The organism is Kitasatospora sp. NPDC059462 (genome assembly GCF_042749955.1).
GTDB lineage: Bacteria > Actinomycetota > Actinomycetes > Streptomycetales > Streptomycetaceae > Kitasatospora.
In genome coordinates, this window is record NZ_JBHYUU010000010.1 from 36,545 (window position 1) to 62,484 (window position 25,940).

At 73.3% G+C, this 25,940-nt stretch carries 22 protein-coding genes and 1 tRNA gene; 13 read left to right on the forward strand and 10 right to left on the reverse strand.

The features are described from left to right. Window positions 1-103 precede the first annotated feature (103 nt). The 4 genes from ACFXAM_RS04925 to ACFXAM_RS04940 all read left to right on the forward strand — a co-directional run bounded on the left by ACFXAM_RS04925 (window position 104) and on the right by ACFXAM_RS04940 (window position 7,450). Window positions 104-3,874, forward strand: a complete 3,771-nt coding sequence (locus ACFXAM_RS04925) for an endonuclease/exonuclease/phosphatase family protein (RefSeq protein ID WP_380287586.1) — start codon at window positions 104-106, stop codon at window positions 3,872-3,874. A gap of 132 nt (window positions 3,875-4,006) precedes the next feature. Then, the gene (locus ACFXAM_RS04930) at window positions 4,007-5,359 is read left to right on the forward strand and encodes an NAD(P)/FAD-dependent oxidoreductase (RefSeq protein WP_380287587.1); all 1,353 of its coding nucleotides are present in this window, start codon (window positions 4,007-4,009) and stop codon (window positions 5,357-5,359) included. 99 nt (window positions 5,360-5,458) lie between these two features. Next, a complete protein-coding gene (locus ACFXAM_RS04935; protein WP_380287588.1) occupies window positions 5,459-6,547 on the forward strand; it encodes a hypothetical protein in 1,089 nt (362 codons plus the stop codon). 33 nt (window positions 6,548-6,580) lie between these two features. Then, window positions 6,581-7,450, forward strand: a complete 870-nt coding sequence (locus tag ACFXAM_RS04940; protein WP_380287589.1) for a DUF3592 domain-containing protein — start codon at window positions 6,581-6,583, stop codon at window positions 7,448-7,450. 48 nt (window positions 7,451-7,498) lie between these two features. Here the strand turns inward: ACFXAM_RS04940 and ACFXAM_RS04945 are convergent. From ACFXAM_RS04945 to ACFXAM_RS04955, 3 genes are all read right to left on the reverse strand, one after another. Next, window positions 7,499-7,582: transfer RNA gene (locus ACFXAM_RS04945), tRNA-Leu, on the reverse strand. Between the two features lie 43 nt (window positions 7,583-7,625). Further along, window positions 7,626-7,811 (reverse strand): DUF397 domain-containing protein, encoded by a 186-nt coding sequence (locus ACFXAM_RS04950; RefSeq protein WP_380287633.1) that lies wholly within the window; start codon window positions 7,809-7,811, stop codon window positions 7,626-7,628. Continuing rightward, the gene (locus tag ACFXAM_RS04955) at window positions 7,723-8,676 is read right to left on the reverse strand and encodes a helix-turn-helix domain-containing protein (RefSeq protein ID WP_380287590.1); all 954 of its coding nucleotides are present in this window, start codon (window positions 8,674-8,676) and stop codon (window positions 7,723-7,725) included. The genes ACFXAM_RS04950 and ACFXAM_RS04955 overlap by 89 nt, the downstream gene beginning before the upstream one ends. Window positions 8,677-8,845: 169 nt before the next feature. Between ACFXAM_RS04955 and ACFXAM_RS04960 the strand changes: the two genes are divergently transcribed. The 3 genes from ACFXAM_RS04960 to ACFXAM_RS04970 all read left to right on the forward strand — a co-directional run bounded on the left by ACFXAM_RS04960 (window position 8,846) and on the right by ACFXAM_RS04970 (window position 10,306). After that, window positions 8,846-9,307 carry an ATP-binding protein gene (locus ACFXAM_RS04960; RefSeq protein WP_380287591.1) on the forward strand — a complete coding sequence of 154 codons (462 nt, stop codon included), beginning with the start codon at window positions 8,846-8,848 and terminating at the stop codon, window positions 9,305-9,307. 83 nt (window positions 9,308-9,390) lie between these two features. Next, window positions 9,391-9,885 carry a hypothetical protein gene (locus tag ACFXAM_RS04965; RefSeq protein ID WP_380287592.1) on the forward strand — a complete coding sequence of 165 codons (495 nt, stop codon included), beginning with the start codon at window positions 9,391-9,393 and terminating at the stop codon, window positions 9,883-9,885. Window positions 9,886-10,015: 130 nt separating this feature from the next. Further along, window positions 10,016-10,306: a hypothetical protein gene (locus ACFXAM_RS04970; protein WP_380287593.1), complete on the forward strand. Its 291-nt coding sequence runs from the start codon at window positions 10,016-10,018 to the stop codon at window positions 10,304-10,306. A 54-nt stretch (window positions 10,307-10,360) separates the two neighbouring features. Here ACFXAM_RS04970 and ACFXAM_RS04975 read toward each other — a convergent pair whose 3' ends face one another. From ACFXAM_RS04975 to ACFXAM_RS04985, 3 genes are all read right to left on the reverse strand, one after another. After that, window positions 10,361-10,867, reverse strand: a complete 507-nt coding sequence (locus ACFXAM_RS04975; RefSeq protein WP_380287594.1) for a cupin domain-containing protein — start codon at window positions 10,865-10,867, stop codon at window positions 10,361-10,363. Between the two features lie 188 nt (window positions 10,868-11,055). Then, a complete protein-coding gene (gltX, locus tag ACFXAM_RS04980; protein WP_380287634.1) occupies window positions 11,056-12,429 on the reverse strand; it encodes a glutamate--tRNA ligase in 1,374 nt (457 codons plus the stop codon). Between the two features lie 129 nt (window positions 12,430-12,558). Next, window positions 12,559-13,521 (reverse strand): GlxA family transcriptional regulator, encoded by a 963-nt coding sequence (locus ACFXAM_RS04985; RefSeq protein ID WP_380287595.1) that lies wholly within the window; start codon window positions 13,519-13,521, stop codon window positions 12,559-12,561. A gap of 87 nt (window positions 13,522-13,608) precedes the next feature. Here ACFXAM_RS04985 and ACFXAM_RS04990 point away from each other — a divergent pair, with 87 nt between their 5' ends. Further along, window positions 13,609-14,232: a cysteine hydrolase family protein gene (locus tag ACFXAM_RS04990; protein ID WP_380287596.1), complete on the forward strand. Its 624-nt coding sequence runs from the start codon at window positions 13,609-13,611 to the stop codon at window positions 14,230-14,232. On the opposite strand, the gene ACFXAM_RS04995 is transcribed toward ACFXAM_RS04990, so the two are convergent. Further along, window positions 14,219-15,061 carry an SDR family oxidoreductase gene (locus ACFXAM_RS04995; protein WP_380287597.1) on the reverse strand — a complete coding sequence of 281 codons (843 nt, stop codon included), beginning with the start codon at window positions 15,059-15,061 and terminating at the stop codon, window positions 14,219-14,221. The genes ACFXAM_RS04990 and ACFXAM_RS04995 overlap by 14 nt on opposite strands. Before the next feature lie 102 nt (window positions 15,062-15,163). Between ACFXAM_RS04995 and ACFXAM_RS05000 the strand changes: the two genes are divergently transcribed. Beyond that, a complete protein-coding gene (locus ACFXAM_RS05000) occupies window positions 15,164-16,111 on the forward strand; it encodes a sigma-70 family RNA polymerase sigma factor (protein ID WP_380287598.1) in 948 nt (315 codons plus the stop codon). Window positions 16,112-16,276: 165 nt separating this feature from the next. Here the strand turns inward: ACFXAM_RS05000 and ACFXAM_RS05005 are convergent, their stop codons facing one another. The 3 genes from ACFXAM_RS05005 to ACFXAM_RS05015 all read right to left on the reverse strand — a co-directional run bounded on the left by ACFXAM_RS05005 (window position 16,277) and on the right by ACFXAM_RS05015 (window position 19,024). Further along, window positions 16,277-17,782 carry a trypsin-like serine peptidase gene (locus ACFXAM_RS05005; protein ID WP_380287599.1) on the reverse strand — a complete coding sequence of 502 codons (1,506 nt, stop codon included), beginning with the start codon at window positions 17,780-17,782 and terminating at the stop codon, window positions 16,277-16,279. A gap of 109 nt (window positions 17,783-17,891) precedes the next feature. Then, entirely contained in the window at window positions 17,892-18,410 is a 519-nt protein-coding gene (locus ACFXAM_RS05010; protein ID WP_380287600.1) for a DinB family protein, read from the reverse strand. A gap of 38 nt (window positions 18,411-18,448) precedes the next feature. After that, window positions 18,449-19,024 carry a nucleosidase gene (locus ACFXAM_RS05015; protein ID WP_380287601.1) on the reverse strand — a complete coding sequence of 192 codons (576 nt, stop codon included), beginning with the start codon at window positions 19,022-19,024 and terminating at the stop codon, window positions 18,449-18,451. 351 nt (window positions 19,025-19,375) lie between these two features. Between ACFXAM_RS05015 and ACFXAM_RS05020 the strand changes: the two genes are divergently transcribed. From ACFXAM_RS05020 to ACFXAM_RS05035, 4 genes are all read left to right on the forward strand, one after another. After that, complete coding sequence (locus ACFXAM_RS05020; protein WP_380287602.1) at window positions 19,376-20,734, forward strand: hypothetical protein; 1,359 nt, start codon at window positions 19,376-19,378, stop codon at window positions 20,732-20,734. Between the two features lie 16 nt (window positions 20,735-20,750). Continuing rightward, a complete protein-coding gene (locus tag ACFXAM_RS05025) occupies window positions 20,751-21,755 on the forward strand; it encodes a glutamate ABC transporter substrate-binding protein (protein ID WP_380287603.1) in 1,005 nt (334 codons plus the stop codon). A gap of 127 nt (window positions 21,756-21,882) precedes the next feature. Further along, window positions 21,883-23,298 (forward strand): hypothetical protein, encoded by a 1,416-nt coding sequence (locus ACFXAM_RS05030; RefSeq protein ID WP_380287604.1) that lies wholly within the window; start codon window positions 21,883-21,885, stop codon window positions 23,296-23,298. Further along, window positions 23,298-25,937 carry a tetratricopeptide repeat protein gene (locus ACFXAM_RS05035; RefSeq protein ID WP_380287605.1) on the forward strand — a complete coding sequence of 880 codons (2,640 nt, stop codon included), beginning with the start codon at window positions 23,298-23,300 and terminating at the stop codon, window positions 25,935-25,937. The genes ACFXAM_RS05030 and ACFXAM_RS05035 overlap by 1 nt, the downstream gene beginning before the upstream one ends. Window positions 25,938-25,940: the final 3 nt, after the last annotated feature.

The following is a 25,940-nucleotide window of genomic DNA, read 5'->3' on the forward strand; positions in this document are numbered from 1 at the left end:
CCGGTCCGCGGGCACCGACCCGCCGGACCGGACCGTTCGCCACCCGCCCCCGTCCCGCAAGGAGCCGGGGGCACTTCCGTGACTCCCCCCGGAACGAGGTCCCGTGAAACGTCCACGTCCAACGGCCGCACTGCTGTCCGGCCTGCTGCTCTCCGCCGTCCTGCCCGCGCTCGTCCCCACGGCTCCGGCCGTCGCGGACCCGCTGCCGGCCGGCACCGTCACCGCCGGTCCCGGAGCCGAGGGCCCGGACCTGAGCTTCGCCAACCGCACCGGCCCGGCTCCGGGCATGCCCGACTGGTCCCGCGCGGGCTTCCGCGGCGGCCGGCAGCTGCCCGGCAGCGGCGGCCTGACCGGTGACGCCGGCTGCCGCATCACCCCGGACAGGCTCGCCTCCCAGTACTCCGTCCGGCCCGACGACGGGGTCGACGACACCACCGGCCTGCAGCGGGCGATCGACGACATCAAGGCCAACTGCTCGCCCAACGCCAACTTCGACAGCCTCTCGCTGATCTCCCTGCCGGCCGGCCGGATCGACCTCTCCCGGCAGATCTACGTGGACGCCGACTACCTCGTCCTGCGCGGCCAGGGTTCCGGCGCCGGCGGCACCCGCCTGGTGTTCCGCCCCGACACCAACACCCGCTACGACACCCTGGTCAACGGCCGCTGGGACCAGGACAGCATGAAGGCCGGCAGCGGCAGCGACGTCGGCACCGGCGGCTGGATCTGGCCCGGGCGCGGCCTGTTCCGCGTCCAGACCCGGGACATCGCCGAGCGCTACCAGGACGACTGGGCCGCCGCCCCGGCGAACCGCAAGGACATCTTCGAGGGCAGCGTCAACCAGCACTGGGCCTCCGGCATCAAGGTCGCCGCCAAGGCCGCCGACCCCGGCTGGGCGGCCCGCCAGGGCCAGGACGTCGTCCAGCTGGACCCCAAGGCCGACATGAAGAAGTTCGCCCCGGGCGGCTACGTCTGGGTCGGCGCGGCCAACAGCGTCAAGTTCTACGAGCAGCAGGGCGTCTCCGACCGCAGCCAGATGGACAACCTCCACATGCGGCAGCAGATGTTCCGCGTCAGCGCGGTCGACGCCACGGCCAGGACGGTCACCCTGGACCGCCCGCTGGAGTGGGACCTGCCGGTCGACTCCACCTCGGACGGCTCCCCCGCGCTCGGCGACAAGCCGTACGCCAGCAAGGTCACCCCGCTGAAGGTCGTCCAGGGCGTCGGCTTCGAGGACTTCGCCTTCACCCAGGACATGAACGGCCTGCCCAGGCTCGGCGGCGGCAGCTACAACCTGACCCCCGACCAGGCCGTGCACAACTACGGCAACATGGCGCCCGAGTACGCGATGCACGGCATCGTCTTCAAGTGGGCCGCCAACGACTGGGCGCGCGGGCTGAAGGCCGAGATGACCGGCTCGCACCCGATCGTCACCGAGGACGCCCGCAACCTCCAGATCGAGCGCAACAGCTTCGACGGCGCCTGGAACAAGGGCAAGGGCGGCAACGGCTACCTGCGCGGCAGCCGGGTCTGGGACTCGCTGTACGCCTACAACCTCAGCCGCAACCTGCGCCACTTCACCTTCCAGTGGTCGGCCAGCGGCAACGTCGCCTTCCGCAACGACCTCGACTCCGACCTCAACCTGCACGGCGGGTGGGAGCACAACAACCTCTTCGAGCAGAACACCCTGCGGGTCCCCTACGAGCACCGCTCCGGCAACTGCCAGACCAACTGCGGCGGCGAGGGCGGCGAGATCGACGAGGGGACGTGGTACCCGGTCTGGTGGGCGGCCGGCCCCAAGGCGGTCAAGTGGTCCGGCTCCTCGGGCCCGCAGAACGTCTTCTACAACAACACCATGGTCAAGCAGGCGACGCCGGGCGGCCCGTTCGCGCCGTACGCCCCGTACGGCAGCCAGTCCGGCACCGCCTTCCAGTTCGGCTCCGCCAACGGCAACCCGCAGCGGTTCCAGCCGCTGAGCCAGGGCGGCCAGGCGATCCCGGACTGGACCGGCCGGGAGACCCTCGACTTCGCCGGCCAGGGCGTCGTCCCCACCGACGTCGGCAAGCGGCCCTCGCTGTTCCTGCGGGACACCGGCGGCGAGCTCGACCCCCGGACGAACAACCGCCGCAAGATCGCCACCTGGAACATGCAGGGCGCGGGCACCGGCGGCGGGACGGGCGAGGGCTCCGCCGCCTACGAGAGCAAGTACACGCTGGGAGTGAACCAGCTGGCGGTGCAGAACCGGGCCGACATCATCGCCCTCCAGGAGGCCGGCGCCCCGCCCAGCGGCGCGACGTTCTCGCAGGACATCCCGCAGAACCCGGAGGTGTTCTTCGACTGGATCGGCCACGCGCCGCCGGTCCGCGAGTACCGGTACGGGGGGACGGCCGCCAGGCCGCAGAACTACCTGTACTGGCTGCACACGGACACCGATCCCAACACCTCGACGGGCCGGGTCAACCTGGCCATCATGACCCGCTCCCAGGTCCCGTCCCAGGACGTGTACGTCGTCGGGGCCGGGCTGTACAGCGGCTCCACCGGCCGGCCCGCGCTCGGCGTCAACGTCGACGGCGTCGTGTACTTCACGGTGCACGGCCTCTCGGGGAGCGGCGGCGACGATCCCGACCTGCTGCGGAACATCCGGACGCGGATGGCCACCGCCGGCCCCAACGGGACCCCGCTGCCCTGGATCGCCCTCGGCGACTACAACCGTGCGCCGCTGCCCCCGGCCGACCCGACCGAGCCGGACAGGTCGCTGGCCACCGCGGTCGCCGGTGAGTTCACGGTGCACGCCCCGGCGGTGCCGACCCATCCGACCGTCCGGCGGCTGGGCTCGAACACCCCGGACCGCGTCCTCGACTACGCGGCCGTTCCCGTCGGCAACGCGAATCCCACCGTCCTCGGGCTCAACCGGGCCGACATCCTGCTGTCGGACCACTACCCCGTCGTGATGGAGGTCGGCAACCTGCCGAACCCGCCACGGTCGCAGACGGTGACGGTGCCGGTGCCGAACTCCGCCGTCCTGCGCAACGCCGCCACCACCAACGTGGCCGCCCCCGGCAGCAGCACCCACGTGGTCAGTGACCAGCCGGTCAACCGGGCCGACATCCAGGGACAGGCGTTCAGCCTGGCGCCCGACCCCGAGTACAGCGGCTACTACCGCCTGTTCCATGCCACCGTGCCCTACCCCGGCCGCTACCTCGGGCAGGAGGGCGGGGCCCGCGACGCCCGGACGGTGCTGTGGCCGAGCCCGGCGCTCGACCAGCTCTGGCAGCCGGTCTCCCACGGCGACGGCACCTGGACCCTGCAGAACTACGTCACCCGCCAGTTCCTCACGGACCTCGGCCCGGGCCTCGGCGTCGTCGGCCTCGACCAGACCGGCTCGGCGGCCCAGCGCTGGTTCCTCCAGGACCCCCAGGAGAGCACCCGGCTCACCGAGATCGTCGCGACGGACTCCGGCGACGCGAACACCACGCTCTCGGTCGACGGCATGGACACCGCGCCCTACCCGGTCTACCTGGCCCCGGACCTGCACGGGAACAACCAGCGGTTCAGCACCATCGCCGCAGGACCGGACGGCGACGACAACTGCGTGTACCTCGTGTACGGCCGCCAGTACGTCAACTCCACGACGGCCCACCCCGGGACCCCGCAGAACGGCGACGTCGTCACCATGGGCGACTACCGCCCCAACGACAACGGCTACCTGTGGTGCAGGACCAACGACGGCCCGAACGGGACGCTGCTGTCCAACTTCTCCAGCCCCTACGAGCACCTCGACCTGACCCGCAGCACCGTGGTCGACACGGTCACCATCACCCGCCCCGGACTCGCCACCGCCCGGCTCCACTGGCTCTTCCGCTCGGTCACCCAGTAGCCGGCGGGCCCCCGGGGCCCACACGCCCCCGGGGACCCGGCCCCGGCAAGGCGTGGCGCACGGTGAACATTCGCACACGCACCGTAGGCTTCGGGGCAGTCGGGCCGCCCGCCGCCCGCAAGGAGGAGCGTCATGTCGAAGTTCAAGGCCACGATCTCGGCGAAGACCAAGGACAGGAAGGTCGAACGGATCAAGCGGTACCTGGAACTCAACGACTACGACGTCGAGTTCTCCCCCAGCCTGGACGCGGACATCGTGGTGACGGGCGTGGGCCCGGCGCCTCTCAAGAACCCCACGATCGCCAAGCTTGCCGAGCAGCTGGGCCTGCTGCTCCCCAGGACGAAGGAGGCGTACGACCTCGTCGTGATCGGGGGCGGCCCCGCCGGCCTGGCCGCGGCCATCAACGCCCGGAGCCTCTACGGCCTCACCACGCTCATCATCGAGCAGTACGCCCCGGGCGGGACGGCCGCCACGTCGATCAACGAGATCGACAACTACTTCGGGTTCGATGACGGAATCGAGTCCAGGCTGCTGTGCCACAAGGCCGTCGTCCAGGCGAAGAAGTTCGGGACCGAGTGGCTGCCCGGCTACGGTGTGACGAAGCTGGAGCTCAGCAAGGATCCGAAGACGACGAAGCACAAGATCACCGCGACCAACTCCGAGGGCTCCCCGGACGTCACGGTGGAGGCCTCGCTGGTCCTGCTCGCCACCGGTCTCGTCCCGCGCAAGCTGACGCAGAAGACCGCCGCCGACTTCGAGGACCAGGGCATCTCCTACTACGCCCTGCCCGGGGACGCGGAGGGCGTGACGAAGAAGGACACGATCATGGTCATCGGTGGCGGCGACTCCGCCGGACGGGCCGCCCTGATGTTCTCCGCCACGGGGGCCGACGTCATCCTGCTGATCCGCGGCAAGACCGCAGGCGCCGACATGCTCAAGGTGGTCTACGACAAGGTCAAGGAGGACAAGAACATCACGGTCGTGGCCGACACCGAGGCCATCGAGTTCAAAGCCGCCACGTCCGCGAACGCGAAGCTGACAGTGAGCACCGGCGAGACCGGCAAGACCATCGTCACCAAGTCGTACGACGTCACCGCCGTCTACGCCGTCATCGGTGCCGACCCCGACACCAAGTGGATCGAGGACGCGGGCGTCACCGTAGTCCGCAAGCGGAAGCCGGACGGCACGAAGGCGAAGTACGGACTGGTCGCCACCGACCTGGACATCTACTACGACGCGATGAGGGACGGCACGTTCGACCCCAAGACGCACGCGGAAGAGCTCACGAACGTGACCGCCATGGCCACCAACAAGCCCGGCGTCTTCGCGGCCGGCGACGTCCGTTTCCGCAGCGAGCGCCGCATCCCCAGCGCCGTGGGCGAGGGTACGGCCGCCGCCCTGGCCATGAGCAACTACCTGCTGGGCAAGCCCGAGGTCCTCTACGCCCTGGTGCGCCGGGCGGCACCCGCCTACTACCTGTCCTGATCTCCCGTTCGACCGGCAGAGAACGGACCGGACGGTCCCCACCGACGAGGTCGTCCGCGAGCCTGTCGGCCGTCACCCGCACCGTGCACAATCAGCCGTATGACGATCACCACGGTCGCGCCACCCTCGCGCACCACGCCCGCGGGCCTCGCCCTGGGGTTCCTGACGGGTGGCGCGATCGGGGTGTCAGTGACCGCGTTCATCGGCGGGTGCGTCGTCGGGAAGGCGCCGCTGATCGTCCTGGGGCTGGCTCTGCCCGCGGTCTACGGCCTGGTCTTCCACCTCTGCACCCTGCCGCACCGCTCCCGTGAGAGTGCCGTCGCGCCGAGCACGGCGCTCGCGATGATCGAGAGCCGGGAGGCCGTCGGGAGCGACACCAGTGACGTGCCGGTGCGGTTCGAGCTGACCGTCGCACCGGACGACGCGCCGGCGTACCGGGTCGAGATCCGGCAGGACGTCAACCTCGTGGAGCTGCCCGACTACCGCCCGCGCGGGATCGTGGTGGTCGAGTACCAGCCGGACCGGCCCTGGAAGGTCCGGATCGTGACGCGGCCGACACCGGCGTGGGAGGAGCGGGCGGCCGGCGCGCGCCTGGACTCGGCGCCCGGTCCGGCCATGAGGAACGATCCCCCGGAGAGCCGTGCCGGTGGGTTCCTCACCCTCCTCGGCCTGCTGCTCGGCGTGGCCGGCGTACTTCTGCTCTTCCGCGCCGACCTGTTCGGCCACGGGGGAAGCGGCGCCGCCCCGAATCCGCCCGTCTCCTCCTCGTCGTCCTCGTCGTCCACGACCACCGTCACGTCGGCGACCGGCACGGTCACCCTCGGGCCGGGCCAGTCGATGCTCGACCGCGGCGAACTACGCAAGGCCGTCGAGTCATTGACGCAGGACGGGGACACCCGCCAGGCACTCACCGTCGTCGTGCAGGACCGCCTGCTGACGGTCGTCTTCTCCCCCACCGGCGTGCGGACCGCCGGGTTCGACCCCCGCTCGCTGCCCTTCGATCGCGTCGCCGCGCTGGTCGAGGAGGCCAGGACCGGCCTCGGCGTCGACTCCCCGCGAAGCTGGCAGCTGACCGCCGACGCCGTCGGCGGCTCGCTCACGCTCAGGGTCGTGGTGACCGGCGACCGGGGCACCGGAAGCCTGGAAGCGGACGGGCAGGGCACAGTACTCCGGCGCAACGGCAGTTGACCGGATCGGACCGGATCGGCCGGAGGAGAACGCGTGGGGTGGCATGAGTCACTGGTGCTGTGGTGTGCGGTGTGGGGTGCGGCGGCGCTGATCGGGGTCGGCATGTCGCTGGCCGGCGTGACCAAGGCGCAGCGGACGGTCCGGCTCACGGGGCGGATCGACCGGGTGCGGGCACCCCGGCACGGCGGGTCCCGGTCGGGCGGGATATCGGTGGTCGTCTCCTACCGCGACCCGGCCTCCGGGCAGGACGTCATCGTGACGAACGACGGTGAGCGCGGCGAGATGATCACCTCGGCGTGGGAGGGCCGGGAGATCGGGCTCAACCATCCGCGGGGCAGGCCGCACGCCTACCGGTTCTCCGACGTCCCCGAGAAGCCCGCGCGCGGGCTGGGCCTGCCGAGCTGCGCGGCCTTCCTGGTCTACGCCGGGCTGGTGGTCCTCGCCTCGGTCGACTGGGGGTGGCCGTGGGCGCTGATCGGTTCCGGCGGGCCGCTGGCACTCCTCGGCGCCGTTCAGCTGCCCGGGGCGGTGCGTGCCGGGAACGACCGCCTCGGCAGGCTGGCCGCGATGGAGACCGTGCAGGGGCGGGTCGTCGCCGTCCTGAAGGACGTCAGCGTCGACCAGGACGACGGCCACACCACGACCACGATCACCCCGGTCGTGTCGTTCGTGACGCGCGGGGGCACCGTCGTCACGGCCCACTGCACGTCACACCTCCCGGACCCCGCCGGCGCGTACGGCCGTGAGGTCACGGTCCACTACACGGCCGCCGACCCGGCCGAGTTCACGCTGGACCGTGCCGCTGAACACCGCTCGAAGCAGTGGGACGTGAGGGTCCACGCCCTGGTGATCGCCGTGCTCGCGGCGGTGGCCGTGGCGGGCATGGTGTTCCTTCGGGTCTGAGAAACAGAACAGCCGGTCGATCCGAGGATCGACCGGCTGTTCTCTGTGTGCGCGAGGGGGGAGTTGAACCCCCACGCCCTTTCGGGCACTGGAACCTGAATCCAGCGCGTCTGCCTATTCCGCCACCCGCGCAACTGGGTGATGGGTAAATAGTAGCCCACCCCCGGGGGTGCTCCTAACCAACGGGGAGGGAGCCGTCCCGGAGGGAGGTGAGGAAGGCCTGCCAGGAGGCGGCGGGGAAGAGGAGGACTGGACCGGAGGGGTCCTTGGAGTCACGCACCGGAACGACGCCGGGGGTAGAGGACGCGAGAGCTACCTCGACACAGTCGCCCCCGTTGCCGCCGCTGTAGCTGCTCTTGATCCACTCTGCGTCGGCGAGCACGTTCCTCTTCATTTCTGAACCCTTCCAGCGCCTCGGCAATCAGCGCGAGCGAGTCGTCCGTCGAGAGCACTTCCCCGCGGAGGCGATCATAGCTGCGCTGATGACCCGACACGACGGCCGGAACGTTGCTCGGATGGCCGCGATCGAGGCTCTCCGAGTAGACCCAGTGCTGGCCGTCCGGCATCTCCAGCAGAACCATGGACTTGTCGATGATCGTCCGCCGATCGGCGAACGGCGCCACCTGGATGACGATGTTGGGCAACCTGGCCACAGTCAGAAGGTGTTCCATCTGGCGCCGCATCACCCGAGGCCCCCCGTAAACCGTACGGATGGCGCTCTCATCAAGAATGGCCACCACCAACGGGCCTACAGGGTCGAGGAAACGCCTCTGTCGACCCAGGCGAGCCGCCGTGCGTTCTTCGATCAGCACGGAATTGCCCGCCGCATCACTGGCCTCGAAGATGGCTCTCGCATACTCGGGGCACTGCAACAGGCCATGCATGACGGAGTATTGGACCAATCGTAGCGCGACCGCCTCGGCCTCCATCTCCGCGTGATCCTGGAACCAGTCCGGATGCTCGATCCCCGCATTCCAGTCCACCCGGTCCCACAGCCGCTTCAGTGAGCCGCCCGTGTCCAGCAGCCGGTCCGCATCCTCGACCATCTCGGGCTGCATCCGGCGCTTGCCGCTCTCGCAGCGCGTCAGCACGGTGCGGTCGCAGTGCAGGAGTTTGGCCAACTCCTCCTGGGTGTAGCCGGCCAGCTCCCGATAGAACCGCAGCTCCTCGCCGAACATCACGGCCGAGCTCGCCGTCGGCCCCCGCTTGATCCTCCGGTGTGCCATGACCGCTCCCCTCACGTGCCGCACACACCCCGCACGGCGATTTGGTCGTCACCGTACCTCCGAAAGCCGATGATTGATCTCGGAACGGAGTTATTCGCTTGCACAGCGTGATTCCCGCGCCCCATTTCGCGCGCCCGTTCGCAATCCCCCCTCATCCCCGGAGGTCCCCATGCCCTGTCGCCGGCCGCGCGAGTTCGCCACCCGACTCATCCCTCGGACCGAATCCACCCCCCTCGCCCGCACCATCCTCCGCGCCTATCTCGCCGGGATGCCGCAGGGCGAACGCTTCTCCGACGTCGGCGAGTTGATCCTCGGAGAACTCTTCGCCAACGCCGTCCGGCACGGCGACGCGCCACCGGACCGCCTCATCGAGATCCGGTTCGCCGTCACCGCCGGCCGCCTCCGCGTCGAGGTCCACGACGCCGGCACCGGCCGCCCCACCCTCCGACCCCCGGCCTCTCCTGACGACGAGCACGGCCGCGGCCTCTTCCTCGTCGACGAGCTCGCCGAACGTTGGGGCTGCCGCCCCCGCGCCGGCGGCATCGGCAAGTTCGTCTGGGCCCTCATCGCCCCCACCCCCGACTTCACCGATCTCAGCCTCGACAGCACCCCGAAGCTCGCCCCGGCCTGACCCAGGGCGACCACACCGCCGACCTGGCATGGTGTACTTCTTCGGGCGCCCAACTCCCTTAGGAGACAACGTTGTTCCGTGGCATGACACCGAAGGACTTCCACTTCCCCACCGACCGGGAGACCGCGCTGGCGTTCGGCGAGCCGGTGGCCGTCCTGCGGGACGCGCCCGCCGACTGGCCCGTCGCCATGGGCCGCCATTCCTTCAACGACTTCCTCTACCAGATCGATGTCGGCTACCACCTGCCGGACGGCGAGCCGGTGGGCACGGTCTCGACCGTCCTGCAACTCGCCGAGCCGACCAATGAGTTACTCAACTTCATGGTCAACAGCGGGCGGTCCGCCGAGGGCGTCACCGACCAACTTCCCTACCTCGGCCGGGACATCAGCCTCGACTCGCTCCTCATCCCCGTGCACGCCCACCATCACCAGGACTGCTTCAGCGCCCACCTCCCCCGGCTCCCCCATGAGACCGGCTGCATCGTGGTGACCGGCGTGTCGGCGTACTGGTCCACGCTCTCCGCGCTCGTCCTGCGCGCGCCCGCCGACTTCCCGGACACCCACCTCCACAGCCGATAGCCGCCCACACCCATTCGTGCGCACACAGATCACCCGCTCGGCGCGCGCGGATTGCGGCCGCTCCTACGGGCGGAGAGGTTGTGTTCGGGGCACGTCCGCCCCTGATCCCCCGACCCCCAAGGAGTCATCCGTGCGACGTCTCACGGCCGTTCTCGGCACCCTCGCCGCCGGGACCGTGGCCCTCGCCCTGCCCACCACAGCCCTCGCCGCCACCGGAGAACTCGTCATCGCGCCGGACACGGTCATCACCAACCCCAGCGGCTGCTACAACTCGACGATCTCCCCGCTCATCGTGTTCAACGAAACCGACGGGTACGCCCTCGTGTACAGCGGCCCGAACTGTACCGGCAACGTGATCGCGGTCGTTCCCCCCGGCGGCGGGACGACCCAGGAGTTCGGCTCCTCCGTGCAGATCAGGTAGGACCCGCCGCGCAGGAAGTCGGCCAGTCCGACTTCCTACGCAACCGCGCCGGCCTCACGCGACGGCACCGGCCGCCGCCTCCAGGGTGGCGCGCCACAGGGGGCTGTCGACGTAGTGGTTGTCGTACAGCTCGGAGGAGTCCTTGATCTCCTGGGGGCTCGCCTCCCCCCGCATCACGCGGCCGAGGAGGCGCAGGTAGTCGAAGCGCGGCATGCCCGGGGTGAAGACGAACAGGACGTCGGCCTCGCGGCCGGGGGCGGCGGCGAAGGCGTGCGGGGTGTGCGGGGGGACGAGCAGGAGGTCGCCGGCGCCGAGGAGCTCGACCTTGTCGTCCAGCAGGACCTGGAGCGAGCCACCGATCACGAAGAACAGCTCGGAGGCCCGGGTGTGGAAGTGGGCCGGGGCACCGACGGCGCCCTCGGCGAAGGTGGAACGGTAGCTGGTGACCGGGCTGCCGTCGGTGCCGCAGTCGGCGAGCAGGGTCATCACGCTGCTCGGGTCGCTGGTGGTCTCGGCGGTGGCGGCGCGGGTCAGCAGCGGCTTCTGCGGGCGGGCGTTCATGGTGGTTCTCCCCGGTCTCGGGCGGTCCCGGCTCCCCTGCCGTGACCTTCTGATGATCACTCTAGGGAGGATGGAGACCGGGGGTGAGGGGCATTTCCGGAGCAGAATCATGGGTCAATTCCGCGCCGGAAACGCCCGAGGGCCGTACCCCGCAGCGGCGGGGTACGGCCCTCGGAGAGGCACTGCCGTCAGGCGGCCAGACGCTCCGCCGCCGCGTCCAGGCGGGCCAGGGTCCGCTCGCGGCCCAGCACCTCCAGCGACTCGAACAGCGGCAGGCCCACCGTGCGGCCGGTGACCGCGACCCGGATCGGCGCCTGCGCCTTGCCCAGCTTCAGCCCGTGCTCGGCGGCCACGGCCTCCAGCTCGTCCTTCAGTGCGGCGGCCTCGAAGGCCTCGACCGCGGCGAGCTTCTCCCGGGCGGTGCGCAGCAGGGCCAGCGCGACGTCCTTGTTCTTCATGGCCTTCGCCCACGACTGCTCGTCCTGGACCGGCTCGGCCAGGAACAGGAAGTCGACCTGCTCGACGATCTCGCCCAGCACCGCGATCCGGGACTGCGCGAGCGGCGCCAGCTCGGCGAAGGCCTTCTCGTCGAAGGCCTCGGCGGCCCACGGCGCACGGTCGGCGGCCAGGTACGGGGCGCAGGCGGCGATGAAGGCGTCCACCGACAGGGCGCGGATGTACTCGCCGTTGAACGAGCGCAGCTTCTGCACGTCGAAGAAGGCGGAGGCGGCGTTCACGTCCGACACCCGGAACAGCTGCTCCAGCTCGGCGTACGGACGGATCTCGACGTCGTCCTTCGGGCCCCAGCCCAGCAGCATCAGGTAGTTGACCATCGCCTCGGGCAGGTAGCCCTCGGCCAGGTAGTCCTCCAGCGCCACCTTGTCGCGGCGCTTGGACAGCTTCTGCCGCTTCTCGTTGACGATCACCGGCAGGTGCGCCCAGACCGGCGGGGTGGCGCCGAGCGCCTCCCACAGCAGCTGCTGCTTCGGGGTGTTCGAGAGGTGCTCCTCGCCGCGGATGACCTCCGTGACGCCCTGCTCCAGGTCGTCGACCACGTTGGCCAGCAGGAACACCGGGCTGCCGTCGCCGCGGGCGACCACGAAGTCCTCGATCGCGGAGTTCGGGAAGGCCGGCTCGCCGCGGATGAGGTCCACCACGACGGTGGTGCCCTCGTCCGGGGTGCGGAAGCGCAGCGCGCGGCCCTCGGCGTACTCCAGGCCCCGCTCGCGGCAGAAGCCGTCGTAGCCGGTCTGGGCGGAGCCGGAGCGCTCGGCGACCTGCTCGCGGGTGCAGTCGCAGTAGTAGGCCCGGCCGGCGGCGTACAGCTTCTCGGCGGCGGCGCGGTGGCTGGCGGCGTTGGCGGACTGGAAGTACGGGCCCTCGAAGCCCGGATCCCCCTCGTGGATGCCGATCGCGGCGAGGGCACTGATGATGCCGTCGGTCCACTCGGGCTTGTTGCGGGCCGCGTCGGTGTCCTCGATCCGCAGGACGAAGACACCGCCCTGCTGTCGTGCCGTCGCCCAGTTGTACAGCGCCGAGCGGGCACCGCCGACGTGGAACATGCCGGTGGGGCTCGGAGCGAAACGGACGCGGACGGGACGGGATACCTCGGTGGTCATGAAACCCAAGGGTATCGGGCCGGGGCGGGGTGCCCGGCACGCGCACCCTGCATCCGCCCGCATCCGCCCGGGTCAGCCCGCGTCACGCCCCCGGAAGGTGCGGCGGTACTCGCGGGGCGGGACGCCGAGGCGGGCGGTGAAGGGCGGGCGCAGCGAGACGGCGGAGGAGAAGCCGCAGCGGGCGGCGACGGTGTCGACGGGCAGGTCGGTGTCCTCCAGGAGGCGCTGGGCGGTGAGGATGCGCTGGTCGAGGAGCCAGCGCAGCGGGGTGGTGCCGGTGGTGGCGTTGAAGTGGCGGGCGAAGGTCCGTTCGGACATCACGGCGAGGGCGGCCATCCGGCGCACGGTCCAGGGCGTGTCGAGGGCGGCCAGGACCTCGGTGCGGACGCGGGTGAGGGGGTCGTCGGACTCGGTGGGCTGCGGGACCGGGGAGGGGATGAACTGGGCCTGGCCGCCGGAGCGGAAGGGCGCGGTGACCATGGCGCGGGCGATCGCGGCGGCCGCCCGCTCGCCGTGGGCGGCGCGGACCAGGTGCAGGCAGAGGTCGATGCCGGCCGCCACCCCGGCCGAGGTCCAGAGCCCGCCCTCGCCGGTGAACAGCACCTCCGGGCGGACGTCCACCGCCGGGAAGCGGCGGGCCAGTTCGTCGGTGAAGGCCCAGTGGGTGGTGGCGGGGCGGCCGTCGAGGAGGCCGGCCTCGGCGAGCAGGAAGGCGCCCGCGCAGAGCGAGGCGAGGGCGATGCCCCGCGCGTGGACGGTGCGCAGGGCGGCGAGGACGGCGGGGTCGGCCGGTTCGTCGGGTCGCTGCATGCCGGGCACGACGACCAGGTCGCAGCCGGCCAGCGCGTCCAGCCCGAAGTCCGGGACGCGCTCCAGCCCGCCGTCGAAGCGGACCCGGGCGCCCTCCGGTCCGCAGATCCGCAGCTCGAACGGGGGCAGGCCGGGGCGGCTCCCCCGGTTGGCCCAGACCTCGCCGATCACGGCGTAGTCGAAGGGCCGGACACCGTCGAAGATCACGCACCCCACCGTCCGCATGGGGCGCCATGGTAGTGGCAGGATCGTATCGATGGGTGGCTCCACTGCCGCTCACCGCGCCGTCCGGGCCCGCCGCAGGATGGACGCATGACGAACACCAGCGTCCTCGACGCCCCGCTCACCATCGACTCCGACGCCGTTCTGGTCGTCATCGACGTCCAGAAGGGCTTCGAGGACTCCGCGTTCTGGGGCGAGCGCGACAACCCCGCGGCCGAGCAGCGGATCGGCGAGCTGATCGACGTGTGGCAGGCCACCGGACGGCCGGTCGTGACCGTCCAGCACGCGTCCGCGGCGGGCCCGCTCGCGAAGGGCACGCCCGGCTACGAGCTGAAGGACTTCGTGGCCGCGGTCACGCCCGACCTGCACGTCACCAAGACCGTGAACAGCGCCTTCTACGGCACCCCGGACCTGCACGCCTGGCTCCAGGAGCGGGGTGCCCGGCAGGTCGTCATCACCGGGATCATCACCAACGTCTGCAACGAGACCACCGCGCGGATGGCCGGCAACCTCGGCTACGACGCGGTCTTCCCGGTCGACGCCATGCACGCCTTCGACCAGACCGGCCCGGACGGCGTGACCGTCCCCGCCGCCGAACTCGCCCGCGCCACCCGGACGGTGCTGCACGCGATGCGGTTCGCCAAGGTGGTCACCACCGAGGCCGTGGTGACGGCGGCGAAGACCGGCGAGCCGGCCACCGTCAGCTGGTCCTGACCCGGCCGGCGGCGCCCGCCGCGGCCCCCGCCGGGAAGGTCCCGGCGAGGAACGCCTCCCAGCTGCGGGCGCCCCGGTCGGCCCCGGGCCCGGCCAGGTTGACGCCCTCCCGGTAGCAGCGGCCCACCTTGCCGGGGGCGCGCAGCGGCAGCATCGGACGGCGCTTGCCGGCGGCCGCCAGGTAGTCGCGGGTCAGGTCGCCCAGGGTGCGCACCGCCGGGCCGGCGAGGTCGGTGACGAGCCCGGCGGGCGCCTCCAGGGCCAGTTCGACCAGCCGCTCGGCGACGTCCCGGGCGTCCACCGGCTCCCAGCGGATGCCGTTGACCGCCGGGACGACGGGCAGCTTGGCCATCGCGGCCGCCGTCTTGAGCGCGAGGTCGTGGAACTGGGCGGCGCGCAGCGTGGTGAACGGGACGCCCGAGCCGGCGACGGCCTGCTCGGCGGCGTGCTTGGCCCGGAAGTAGCCGAGCGGCACCCGGTCGGCGGCGATCACCGAGATGTAGACGATGTGCCGCACCCCGGCCCGGCGGGCGGCGGCGACCAGGGTGCGGGTGGTGGCCTCGTCGTGCTTGGCGTCACCGGCCAGGTGCAGCACCACCTCGGCGCCGGCCACCGCCGCGTCCACGCCCTCCCCCGTCATCAGGTCGCCGGCCAGGTGGCGGACGCCGTCGGCGGCCGGGCGGGGGTTGCGGGTGAGCACCCGGACCTCCCGGCCCGCCGCGCGCAGCAGCGGCACCACGTGCCGGCCGAGGGTGCCGGTGCCGCCGGTCACCAGGACGGGGGCGGTGACCGGGCTGCCCGGGTTCGCCTGGCTGGTCGGGTTCGTCATGGTGGTCTCTCCTTCGTCGGCCGGAAGCCTGGCCTCCGGTGGAGCCGCTAGGTTTCGTGGTTCCGGAGCTTTGACTGACGGCGACGAAGGAATGTGACACGGGTGGACGAGAAAATTCTGACCGCCGGATCCGCCGGATCCTCCCAGGCCGCGGAGCTGTTCGAGGCGCACCGTCCGCACCTGCGGGCGGTGGCCTACCGGATGCTGGGCTCGCTCGCCGAGGCGGAGGACGCCGTCCAGGACACCTGGCTGCGCTACGACCGCACGGACACCTCCGGGGTGGAGAACCTCGGCGGCTGGCTGACCACGGTGATCGGGCGGCTCTGCCTCACCCAGCTGCGCGCGCGGGCGCAGCGCCGCGAGGAGTCCTTCGAGTCGCGCACCGAGACCGCCGGCGCCGAGCCGCCGCCGCGGATACCGGACCCGCTGATCGCGCGGGCGGACGCGCCGGACCCGGAGCAGGAGGTGCTGCTCGCCGACTCGGTGGGGCTGGCGCTGATGGTCGTCCTGGAGTCGCTCTCCCCCGCCGAGCGGGTCTCCTTCGTGCTGCACGACATGTTCGCCGTGCCGTTCGAGGAGATCGCCCCGCTGATCGAGAAGACGGCGGCCGCGACCCGTCAGCTGGCCAGCCGGGCCCGCCGCAAGGTGCAGGGCCGGGCGCCCGCGCCGGACCGGGACCTCGCCCGCCAGCGGGTGGCCGTCGACGCGTTCTTCGCCGCCACCCGCACCGGGGACCTCGACGCGCTGCTCGCCGTGCTGGACCCGGAGGTGGTGCTGCGGGCGGACGGCGACGTCGGCCGGGAGCGGCGTCCGGTGGTGCTGCGGGGGGCCCGGACGGTCGCGGGGCAGGCGGTCATGTTCCGCGGTCTGTCGCCGTACGCGCGCCCGGCACTGGTCAACGGCGCGGCGGGGGTGGTCGTCATCGGCGCCCACGGCCGGGCGGTGTCGGTGATGGCGTTCACCGTGCTGGACGGCGTGATCGTGGCGATCGACGTGCTCAGCGACCCGGAGCGGCTGGCCGCGCTCGACCTGGCGGCGTTCGCGGACTGAGCCAGCACGGCGGCCGGGCCCCCCCCCCCCCCGGGGGGGGGGGGGGGGGGGGGGGGGGGGGGGGGGCGCGCCGCTGTTTGTGTTTTAGTGTTACGCCGCGCCCACCCCGGGCGGCCGCCCCCGCGCCCCGCAGGGGTGCGCGGGGACGGCCGTGCCGGGAGGGCGTCAGCCCTTCTTGGAGATGAAGTCGTACGCGCCGGCCGCGACGTCGTCCAGGTACGGGCCGGCCTGGAACTTCGGGTCGCCGGTGTGCTTGCCGACCGAGACGTTGCTGACCAGCGCCGGCTTGCCGTCCTTCACCGCCAGCCAGCCGCCGCCGCTGGAACCGCCGGTCATGGTGCAGCCGATGGTGAGCATCGGCGGGCGGGCCGGGTCGTAGGAGAGCCGGGTCGGCTTGCCGCTCTCGCAGCGGTTGAGCTCCATGCCGTCGTACGGCGGGGCCGCCGGGTAGCCGAACTCGGTGATGCTCAGCTGGTCGCGCGGGGCGTTGAACCAGACCGGCAGCGCGCCGCCGACCGCCTCCTCCAGCGACTTGCCGCCGTCGGCGGGCTGCACCCGGATGATCGCGAAGTCGTAGTGGGTGGCCGGGGAGCCGCCGTCGCCGCCCTCGGCCTTCCACTGCGGGGAAGTCACCGCCTGGGTGGCGTTCCAGACGCCGAACGGCGCGTACTGGGCCTCCTCGGCCTGCTTGCCGCCGCTCAGCGCGCCGGTGCTGTTGAAGGCCGGGATGAAGGAGATGTTGCTGTAGTACGAACCGCCCTTGCCCTGGTGGACGCAGTGACCGGCGGTCCACACCAGGTTGCTCTTGCCGGGGTGGGCCGGATCGGCGACCACCGTGGCGGAGCACTGGTAGTGGCTCAGGCCGGCGGCCGCGTCGGCGCCGCTGCCGGGGGCGTCCGCGAACAGCTTGCCGTGCACGCCGGGCTTGGCGTACGGGTGCGGCAGCGGCTGGGCGTTGACGGTCCTGGGCAGCGGGTCGTTGCCGTTGTCGGCGGGCTGCGCGGGCGGGGCCGGCGGCTGCGCCGGGGCCTGCGACGGCTGGCCGGGCTGGGCCGGCGCCTGCGACGGCTGGGCCGGGGCCTGGCTGGGCGGGGCCGGGGCCTGGGTCGGCTGCGCGGGCGGCTGGGCCGGCGGGGCCGGGGCCTGCGAGGCCGGCTGCTGGGTGTTGGACGGCTTGGGCGCCGCGGGCGGCGGCGTCGGGTGCCCCGGCTGGGTCGGCTGTCCGGCCGGCGGCTTGCCGGTCGCGGTGGACGGCGCGGACGGCGCACCGGGCGGGCTGGGCTGCGCCGGGGCCTGCGACGGCTGCGCGGGCGGGGCCGGCGGTGCGGCCGTGGGCGGGGCCGGCGGTGCGAGGGGCTCCGTGGGCTTGGCCTTGAGCAGCTTGTCCAGCGTCCAGAAGCCCTTGGCGGCGGCCGGGAGGGCGTAGTCCTTCGCCCACTTCTCCCAGTCCTCGAACTTCCACTTCTTCAGATCGTCGAGGTTGGCGGGCAGTCCCAGGTTCGGCCCCCCGGCCGGACCCGCTGCCGCGGTGACGGCCGAGTCGGCCGAGCTGTTGTCCGGCCCGCAGGCCGCGGTGGTGACCAGCGCGAGCGCGAGCGCCGAGGCCCCGAGGGCCGTCCTGGCGGTGCGCACGGTGCGGCGCCGGCCAACATTTCTGTCAGTCGATGACATGAAGTTCTGTTCCCCCTGTATGAAAAACACCCGGCGCCGCCGGAGCGGCGCCGGGTACTGCGCGGGGGAGTATTCCACTGATCGTCGGCCGGCCGCACGCCCCGCCCCGTCAGCGACCGACCGCGCCGTCCAGCCGCTCGCGCAGGATGTCGGCGTGACCGGCGTGCCGGCCGGTCTCCTCGATCATGTGCACCAGCAGCCAACGCATCGACGGCGCTTCGGAGTTGGGCCGGAGCGAGCGTGCGCCCGGGCGGTCGAGACAGTCGGCCGCCGAGGCGATCACCGCATTGGTGCGGGCGATCGCCGCCCGGTACGCGGCGACCGACTCCGCCACCGTCTCGTCGCCCGGCGAGGGCGCGTCGTCGTCCCACGGCTCGACGTCGTCGCCCCGGTAGGCCCAGAGGAACCAGTTGAGTTCGACGGCGGTGAGGTGGCGCACCAGCCAGAGCAGGCTGGTGCCGGAGGCGACGCCGGGCCGCCGGGCTTCCTCGTCACCGAGCCCGTCGGTCTTGGCGATCACGCTCTCGCGCAGGTAGTCGAGGATGGTGAGCAGGGTGCTGTACTCGTCGGCGTTGATCCCCGGCGGGCGCAGGTCACCCCGCCCGCTCGCGGCGGTGGAGTCGGTCATTGCGCCACCTTAACCACCGTCCTCAAACAGACGTACCGTCACCAGCCCTGGCCGTGCAGCCAGTCGGCGAGGTGGCGGGCGCAGTCGTCGACGCTCTCCCGCCAGGTGTGCCCGGCGCCGTCGCCCGCCTCGTCGCTGACGTGCTTGACCAGCCGGACCGGCAGACCGGCCCGGTGGGCGACGGTGGCGACGGCGTAGCCCTCCATGTCGACCAGGTCGGCGTGCCCGGCCAGGCGGTCGCGGGCGGCCGCGTCGGAGACGAACAGGTCACCGGTGGCCAGCACCGGGCCGTCGCCCTTGCCGACGACCAGCGGGGCGCCGTAGACGCGGCCGGTGAGGGCCTGGAGGGTCGGGGTGTCCAGGTCGTGCTGGATCACCTGGGTGACGGTGTGGGTGCCCTCCCAACCGGGGCGCAGGGCCCCGGCGGTCCCGAGGTTGACGACCTCGGAGGGGTGCGGGCCCCCGGCGAGGACGGTGGCCAGCGCGGCGGCGGCGTTGACCTTGCCGATGCCGGTCAGCAGCACCGGCAGGTGGTCGCCGAGATGGGCGGCCTCCTCCCGGACGGCGACGACGAGCAGCGGTCGGTCGGCGGAGATCGTTCCCAGAAGGCGCATGCCGCCATCGTACGGAGGCCCCGGCCGTCGCACCGGCGCACGAACCGCCCGCGCCGGGGAGTCACCCGCGCAAACGGACCCGGACCCTCCGCTACGCCCGGGAACCGCGTAGGGTGCGTGCCGCGTCGACCCGTTCGCCGCCCGCCCGCGCCTCGGGGGCGGACCGGGCCGGGACGGACGGGAAGCCGCGGAGCACCGCGGGCAAGCAGAGCTCAAGATCCGCGCAACTCGGGTGTGGCCGCCGGGAGTGACGGCCATACTGCTGGCAACGGCCGGGCCCCGGAGACGGAGGGCGGGCCACTGGGGAGGGGGATGCTGGTGGCGACACCGGTGCGTATCGAGGGGCCGCGGGTGCCCGCGCCGCGGTCCGGCGGCACGGGGGCGGCGGTGGCCCCGCGGCCCGGGCCCGTCACCCGGCTGGGACGGGCCGCCCGGACGGCGCCGGGGCGGCTGCGGCTCGCCGGGGCGCTGCTCGCCGTGCTGGCCCTCGCGTTCGGCGCGCTGACCGCCGTCCAGCTGAACTCCCGGGCCGCGGCGGCCGAGCGGGTGGTCGGCTCCAGCCAGCCGCTCAGCCAGGCCGCCGCCGACATCAACCGCTCGCTGGCCGACGCGGACGCCACCGCGGCGAGCGGTTTCCTGCTGGCGGGCGCCGAACCGCGGGCCGTGCGGGAGCGCTACGAGCAGGACCTCAGGACGGCCTCCCAGCTGATCTCCGAGGCCGCCGCCCGCACCACCGCCTCCTCGGACCTCCAGGAGCTGCTCTCCTCGCTCAACCAGAAGGTGCCGGTCTACGCGGGGCTGGTGGAGAGCGCCCGGGCCAACAACCGCCAGGGCTTCCCGCTCGGCGGCGCCTACCAGCGGTACGCCTCCGAGCAGATGCGCACCGAACTGCTGCCGGCCGCCGCCCGGCTGTCGGCCGCCCAGAACGAGGTGCTGGCCGACGACCTGGCGCGGGCCCGGGCCACCCCGTGGGCCGGCTACGCGCTGGGCCTGGTGGCGCTGCTGGCCCTGGCCTGGGTGCAGCTGGCGCTGTTCCGGCGGACCAACCGGGTCTTCAACATCGGGCTGCTCGCCGCCACCGCCTCCGTCCTGGCCGCGGTGCTCTGGCTGACGGTGAGCGCGACCGGCGCCGGCTCGGCGCTCGAACGCGGCGAGCGCGAGGGGGGCGCGCCGCTGCGGGCCCTCAACGCCGCCCGGGTGGACGTGCTGACCGCCCGGCTGGCGGAGAACCTGCACTACGTGTCGCGCGGCTCCAGCACCACCTACGCCAAGCTGTGGTCGACGAGCACCGGCCACCTCTGGACCCGCCCCGACGGCGGCGCGCCGACCGGCACCCTGGCCCAGGCCCAGGCGCTGGCACCGGCGGACGCCCGCGCCACGGTCGACCAGGCGCTGCGCGACTACGAGCAGTGGAACCAGCGGCACACCGCGGCCGGCGCGCTGGAGAACCAGGGCGACTACCAGGCCGCGCTGGACGCCACCGTGACGGCCCGGGAGGCGGACGTGCCGAACACCGCCGACGCCTCGTTCAGCTCCGCCGACCGGCAGTTGGCGCAGGCCGCCGTGCTGGAGGAGGGCCGCTTCCGGGAGGCGGCGCTGGGCGTCGACAAGGACCTGCGCACCGCGGCGGCGGGCGTCGCGGCGCTCGGCCTGGTGGCCGCCGCCGCGGCGCTGGGCGGCCTCGGCCGCCGACTGGCCGAGTACCGGTAGAGGGGGGACGGAGCGGATGGGCACGATCACGGACCGGGGACGGGGCCGCACCGCGGTGCTGCGCGCGGCCCGGACGGCGGCGGCGCTGGCGCTGCTGGCCTCCGGCGCGCTGGTGCTCGGCGCGGGCGGACCGCACGGCGGCGCCGGGGCCGGAGCACCGGCGCAGCTGCCGCTGGCGGCCGAGCAGGAGGGGGCCGAGCAGTCCGGGCAGGCGGAACAGTCCGGGCAGGCGGAGCCCTGCGACCTCTACCGGAGCGTCCCGCCGAGCAGCGTCGACGGCGCGGCGGTGCAGGCCATCAAGGCCCGCCGCAGCCTGGTCGTCGGCATCGACCTGAACAGCTACCGGTGGGGCTCGCGCAACCCCAACAACGGCCAGTTGGAGGGCTTCGACATCGACCTCGCGCGGGCGATCGGCACCGCGATCATGGGCGACCCGGAGAAGGTGGTGTTCAAGGCGGTGCCGACCGCCGACCGGATCAAGTACATCAAGGAGGGCCGGGTCGACATCATCGTCCGCACCATGTCGATCACCTGCGAACGGCTGGAGGAGATCGCCTTCTCCCGGCCCTACTTCACCACCAGCCAGCGGGTCCTGGTGCCCCGGACCTCGCCGGCCAGGAGCCTCGACGAGGCGCTGAACGGCACCACCGCGTGCGCGGCGACCGGCTCCTCCGCCCTGGAGGAGCTGAAGACCCGGCCGCTCAAGAAGCTCGTCCCGGTGGAGAACAACCTGGACTGCCTGGTGCTGATGCAGCTCGGCAAGGTCGACGCGACGATGACCGACGACGGCCTGGCGGCCGGCCAGGCGGCGCAGGACCAGACCGTCAAGGTGCTGGACGGCGAGGTGCGCCCGGGCGTGATGGGCGTGGCGATGCTGAAGGGCAGCACCGATCTGACGGCCCGGGTGAACCAGGTGCTCAACGACTACTACAACGGTGGCGCCTGGCGCCGCGCGTACGACACCTGGCTCAAGCCGTACCTGCTGGACGACGCCGACCGGCACTGGCCGACACCGCGGTGACGGCCGCACGGGCGGGGGCACGCGTTAGGGTCTGTCCGGCGGCCCCCGCCGGGGCCGGCAGCGGTCCCCGGGGACGCGGAACGGTGCAGGTGGAGCGAGCGGAGCGGGCGGAGGAGGGGAGAGAGCGATGGCGGCTTCGGCCGGCCCGGTCCTGAGCCGGGAGGAGGTGGACCGCGCGCTGGCGCGCCTCGGCGCGGAACGCGACGCGGTCGAGTCGGCGCTGCTCTCCCTCCAGGACCACCCGGGCCTGCGCCTGCTCGACGGCGCGGCGCTGGCCGGGCGGACCCAGGAGCGCTGGGCCGTCGCCGGGCAGGGCGTGCCGCTGCTCTGGGCGCTGTTCGACCGCTACTCCGAGGCGCTCGCCTCGGCCCGCGCGGTGCGGGCCCGCAAGGCCAGGCCCGGCGCACCCGAACTCGCCGAGCTGAGCGAGCTGCTGACCGGCGACGCGGTCACCGTGCCCGGCGGCGCGCCGGACGGCCCGCAGCGCCTCGGCGCACCCGCCCGGCTGGTCGAACGGGTCAGCCTGGACGGGCTGATGGACCGGATGAACGCCTGGTACGCCACCGTCCTGGAGGTGGTCGCGGCGGCCGACGCGGTCTGGACGGCGCTGCCCGCCCGGATCGACCTGCTGATCGCCGAACTGCGCCGGGTGCAGACCCTGGCGGCCTCGCTCGGCGTGCGCTCCGGCACCCACCCGCTCGGCGACGACCTGGACGCGCTGGACGCCGACCTCGGCGGTCTGCGGACCGAGGTGCGCAGCGACCCGCTGGCGCTCTGGCGGCCCGCCCGCGTCCCCGCGCAGCGCGGCACGGTGCCGGACGGCGGCGCGCTCGCCACGCCGTCCGGGGTGGTGGACACCGAACGCTTCGACCTGGCCGGACGGGCGCTGGACGACGTCCGGCTGGAGCTGGAGAACCTGCTGCGGCTGCGCGACGACGCCGAGGAGCGCCTGCAGGGCGTCGGGGACCTGCTGCAGCGGGCCGACGCCACGCTGGCCGAGGCCCGCCGGGCGCGCGGCGAGGTGCTGGCGAAGATCGCCGCCACCGAGGTGCCGGCCGTCCCCGGCCCGGCCTCGGCGCTGCGCGAACGGATCGTGGTGGCCCTGGACCTGCGGCAGAGCGGGCAGTGGTACCGGCTGGCGCCGCTGCTGGACGCGCTGGAGGACGCGGCGGCCAAGGAGCTGGCCCGGGCCCGGCAGTCGCTGACCGAGGTGACCCAGCCGCTGGCCGTCCGGGCCGAACTGCGCGGGCGCCTGGACGCGTACAAGGCGATGGCGGCCCGGTTGCGGATGGCCGAGGACCCGGAGGTGGTGGAGCGGTACGAGAAGGCGCGCTGGCTGCTGTGGAGCGCGCCGTGCGACCTGCGGGCGGCGGCCGCCGCGGTGGCCCGCTTCCAGCAGGCGCTGCGCCCGGCGGCGGAGCCCGACGGGAGCACGGGGGGCGGCATCGCGCCGGGCGGGGCGGAGCAGGGCGGGGCGTGGGCCGGCGGGGAGCCGGTCGACGGACAGGCTGTCGACGGACGGGTAGAGGGGGGCCGAGGGTGATGGGCGAGACGTGCGGGCGGCCGGAGTGCGGCGGCACCGGGACGATCGACGCGGACGGCTACTGCGACGAGTGCGGGCTCGCGCCGGAGGGCACCTCGTCGGTGCGGACCACCGGCGGGACGGGCGCCACCGGAGCGAGCGGCACCGGGGCGAGCGCCACCGAGACGAGCGGCACCGGAGCGCGCGCCACCGGGACGGGCGTCACCGGACCGACGCCGTCCGCCCCGGCGGGCGCGGGCTCCCCCTGCCCGCGCGACTGCGCCGGGACGATCGACACCGACGGCTACTGCGACGAGTGCGGCCTCACCCCGCCCGGACCGGGGGCCCCGGCCGGCGGCGCCCCGACGTCCGGCTCCACGGCGTACACCTCCACCCTGGAGATCGTGTTCGACCCGGACACCGGATCGGCCCGCTCCTCGGCCCGCAGCGCCTCGGCCCGTTCGCTGTCCGGCCGCTCCCGCTCGCACCGCTCGACCCGCACCGGCAGCGGCCGCTCGGTCTCGGTGCGCAGCAGCCGCGGCAGCGCCACCGCCAACCGCCACCGCCTCGGCGCCGGCCTGGTGACGGTGCCCAGCGTCCCGGCCGCCGACCCGGCCGCGGCGGTGCTGGAGAACCCGGAGGTGCCGGAGCGCAAGCGGTACTGCTCCAAGTGCGACGCCCCGGTGGGCCGCGAGCGCAACGGCACGCCGGGCCGCCCGGAGGGCTTCTGCACCAAGTGCGGCACCCCGTACTCCTTCACCCCCAAGCTGCGCCGGGGCGACCTGGTCGGCGGCCAGTACGAGGTGGTGGGCTGCCTGGCCCACGGCGGCCTCGGCTGGATCTACCTGGCAGTGGACCGGCGGGTCAACGACAAGTGGGTGGTGCTCAAGGGCCTGCTCGACACCGGGGACGAGGACGCGCTCGCGGTGGCCGTCGCCGAGCGCCGGTTCCTGGCCGAGGTGGACCACCCGAGCATCGTGCGCATCATCAACTTCGCCGAGCACCCGGACCTGCGGACCGGCGCCACCGACGGCTACATCGTGATGGAGTACGTCGGCGGCAAGTCGCTCAAGGACATCGCCAACGAGCGCCGCACCCCGGACAACCGCCGCGACCCGCTGCCGGTCGAGCAGGCGATCGCCTACGCGCTGGAGGCGCTGCCCGCGCTGGGCTACCTGCACCAGCGGGGCCTGGTCTACTGCGACTTCAAGATCGACAACGTGATCCAGAGCGGCGACACCCTCAAGATCATCGACATGGGCGCCGTCCGCCGGTTCGAGGACGAGGGCCCGATCTACGGCACCATCGGCTACCAGGCGCCGGAGATCGCCACCGACGGCCCCTCCCCCGCCTCCGACCTCTACACGGTGGCCCGCACCCTCGCCGTCCTCAGCTTCGACTTCCAGGGCTACTCCACCACCTACCGGGACACCCTGCCCGGCCCGGAGTCCGTGCCCGCCTTCGCCGCCTACGAGTCCTACTACCGGCTGCTGGTGCGCGCCACCGACCCCGACCCCGCCCGCCGGTTCGCCTCCGCCGAGGAGATGGCCGACCAGCTCACCGGTGTGCTGCGCGAGGTGCTGGCGCTCCAGGACGGCCGGGCCCGGCCCGCGCCCTCCACCCTGTTCGGCCCCGAACTTCGCGTCGTCGACACCGAGTTGGTGGCCCCCACCGAATGGCCCGGCGAACTGCGGCTGGCCGCCGTCGACCCGCGCGCCACCGCGCTCGCCCTGCCCGTCCCCCGGATCGACCCCACCGACCCCAACGCCGGCTTCCTCGCCACCCTGCTCGCCACCGACCCGCAGGAGGCGCTGGCCGCACTGGACGGCGCCCCGGCCGACTCGATCGAGCGCCGGCTGCGGGCGCTGCGCGCGCTGCTCGAACTCGGCAGCGCGCGGCAGGCCGCCGAGGCGCTCACCGCACTGGAGCAGGACCACCCGGACGACTGGCGGGTGGTCTGGTACCGGGGCCTGGCCTCGCTGGCCGCCGCCGAGCCGCAGGACGGCCCGGACCCCGCCCCGGAGGCGGGCGCGCGCGAGCAGGCGCTGCGCGCCGCCGCCGAGGCCTTCGACGCCGTCTACGACGCCTTCCCCGGCGAGGCCGCCCCCAAGCTGGCCCTCGCCGCCTGCGCCGAACTCCTCGGCGACGGCGGCGACGCGGCCGAGTTCTACCGTCTGGTGTGGAGCACCGACCAGAGCTACCTGAGCGCCGCCTTCGGGCTGGCCCGGGTCCGGCTCGCCGGCGACGACCGGGCCGGCGCGGTCGCCGTCCTGGAGTCCGTCCCGGCCACCTCCAGCCAGTACACCGCCGCCCGGATCGCCGCCGTCCGGGCCCGGCTGCGCGAGCGGCCCCCCACCGACCCGCTCGGCGCCGATCTCGGCGCGAGCTCCGAGCAGCTGACCGCGCTGCGCCTGGACGACCGCCGCCGCGAGGAACTCGCCGTCGAGGTGCTCGGCGCGGCGCTCGGCTGGGTGACCGCCGGATCCCCCGGCGGGACGGCCGGCGGGGTCAGCGTGCTGGGACGGCCCGCGGTGGAAAGGGAACTGCGGTTCGCCCTGGAGCAGTCCTACCGGGTACTCGCCCGGTTGGCCGACCGGGCCGAAACAAGGATCGAGATGGTGGAGCGGGCCAACCGGGCCCGTCCCAGGACGTGGGTGTAACAG

Bases quoted from the DNA above. Each gene is read 5' to 3' on its own strand.
- ACFXAM_RS04965 (WP_380287592.1), top strand. From the start codon at position 9,391: ATGACACCGAAGGACTTCCACTTCCCCACCGACCGGGAGACCGCGCTG.
- ACFXAM_RS05025 (WP_380287603.1), top strand. From the start codon at position 20,751: ATGGGCACGATCACGGACCGGGGACGGGGCCGCACCGCGGTGCTGCGC.
- ACFXAM_RS04975 (WP_380287594.1), bottom strand. From the start codon at position 10,867: ATGAACGCCCGCCCGCAGAAGCCGCTGCTGACCCGCGCCGCCACCGCC.
- ACFXAM_RS04985 (WP_380287595.1), bottom strand. From the start codon at position 13,521: ATGCGGACGGTGGGGTGCGTGATCTTCGACGGTGTCCGGCCCTTCGAC.
- ACFXAM_RS05010 (WP_380287600.1), bottom strand. From the start codon at position 18,410: ATGACCGACTCCACCGCCGCGAGCGGGCGGGGTGACCTGCGCCCGCCG.
- ACFXAM_RS05030 (WP_380287604.1), top strand. From the start codon at position 21,883: ATGGCGGCTTCGGCCGGCCCGGTCCTGAGCCGGGAGGAGGTGGACCGC.
- ACFXAM_RS04990 (WP_380287596.1), top strand. From the start codon at position 13,609: ATGACGAACACCAGCGTCCTCGACGCCCCGCTCACCATCGACTCCGAC.
- ACFXAM_RS04955 (WP_380287590.1), bottom strand. From the start codon at position 8,676: ATGGCACACCGGAGGATCAAGCGGGGGCCGACGGCGAGCTCGGCCGTG.
- ACFXAM_RS04935 (WP_380287588.1), top strand. From the start codon at position 5,459: ATGACGATCACCACGGTCGCGCCACCCTCGCGCACCACGCCCGCGGGC.
- ACFXAM_RS05015 (WP_380287601.1), bottom strand. From the start codon at position 19,024: ATGCGCCTTCTGGGAACGATCTCCGCCGACCGACCGCTGCTCGTCGTC.
- ACFXAM_RS05005 (WP_380287599.1), bottom strand. From the start codon at position 17,782: ATGTCATCGACTGACAGAAATGTTGGCCGGCGCCGCACCGTGCGCACC.
- ACFXAM_RS04995 (WP_380287597.1), bottom strand. From the start codon at position 15,061: ATGACGAACCCGACCAGCCAGGCGAACCCGGGCAGCCCGGTCACCGCC.
- ACFXAM_RS04960 (WP_380287591.1), top strand. From the start codon at position 8,846: ATGCCCTGTCGCCGGCCGCGCGAGTTCGCCACCCGACTCATCCCTCGG.
- gltX (WP_380287634.1), bottom strand. From the start codon at position 12,429: ATGTTCCACGTCGGCGGTGCCCGCTCGGCGCTGTACAACTGGGCGACG.
- ACFXAM_RS04930 (WP_380287587.1), top strand. From the start codon at position 4,007: ATGTCGAAGTTCAAGGCCACGATCTCGGCGAAGACCAAGGACAGGAAG.
- ACFXAM_RS05035 (WP_380287605.1), top strand. From the start codon at position 23,298: ATGGGCGAGACGTGCGGGCGGCCGGAGTGCGGCGGCACCGGGACGATC.